This is a genomic window from Cricetibacter osteomyelitidis (genome assembly GCF_004340985.1).
Lineage (GTDB): Bacteria > Pseudomonadota > Gammaproteobacteria > Enterobacterales > Pasteurellaceae > Cricetibacter > Cricetibacter osteomyelitidis.
The window spans coordinates 1-1,183 of sequence record NZ_SLYB01000058.1 but is presented as its reverse complement, the minus strand read 5'-3'; the positions used below and the strand labels follow the sequence as shown (position 1 = coordinate 1,183).

The following is a 1,183-nucleotide window of genomic DNA, read 5'->3' as shown; positions in this document are numbered from 1 at the left end:
AACGGTGCGTCTTATACGATACCGTTTGTTGCCGATTTTGAGAAAAATACGGAGAATGATGAAATCATTAGTGACGGATTTTACCAAACGTCATCTAATATGCAGTCATCACTGGATATTGCTAAAAATTATGTCGAGTTAATCAAAGGATTAGTTAGAGGATAAACATGAGCGAAAACAATACTACGGTTGTTCCGACAACGAAAACTAAACTATGTGCGACTATTACGTTCAACTGGTTTTTAAGTGACGCGGAAAAATTTGAAGACGATGAATACAGCAAGCCCGTTCCGGCAACGTTTAAGCCCTTAGTGAACGGTAAAGAGGCTTTCGGGCTGCTTTATGATAAAATTGCGGCGGCAAAGTCTTCGGTGGACATTGCCATTTGGGGATTTCAGCCGTCGATGTATTTTAAACGGGACGGCAAATCGCTTTGCATTGGTGATTTGTTGATAAAAAAAGCCATGGAAGGAGTGAAAGTCAGGCTGCTTCTTTGGAGCATGGCGGGTGATATTCAAACGGCGTCGGAAGCCAATTTGGGTGGAAAACCCGGGGTATTAACGGCACGATCCGATGAAGGGGTTACCAGGGAGCAGGTAGATTATGACACCTTTTGGTTTTATGCTATCAGTGGAGAATTGACCGAACATCAAAAGAAAAAAGAAAAATACGCTACCCAAATGGTAGAGGGGTTCAAGGGGGCGACAGGGTATAATGAAGAGCTATTACGTAAAGCCGGGGCGTATTATATGGGAGAAGGAGTGAATAAAGAACTTCTAACGGCATTTAACAACTCGCCGTTACGGACAAATTTAACCTATAAAACCCGTAAAGTGGCAAAGCAGCATAACCGCTATGTGCATAATGAATTACCGGATAATGCGCGGGGAATAGGGTTTAGAGCGCCTTCCCATCATCAAAAAACGGTGTTGATTGATTATGAAGAGCCCAAACAGGCGGTCGGTTTTGTAATGGAGCATAATATGTTGGATAACTACTGGGACGACAGCGAGCATTCGCTTAACACCCGTGCACCGCATTTGGGCAAAAATTGTGTCACACCGATGCAAGATGTGTCTTCCATCGTGACCGGACAGGTGCTGTGGGATATCAATTATAATTTTTGTCAATCTTGGGACAGGCAAAATAATACCCAATGGGGGACAGATAATATTGAAACCGA

Annotated in this window: 1 protein-coding gene; it reads left to right on the top strand. The window is 43.3% G+C overall.

The genetic code is table 11. From position 1 onward, the window contains the following. Window positions 1-167: 167 nt before the first annotated feature. Window positions 168-1,183, top strand: a 1,016-nt coding sequence (locus EDC44_RS12875; protein WP_131979806.1) for a phospholipase, incomplete at its 3' end; no start/stop codon positions are given.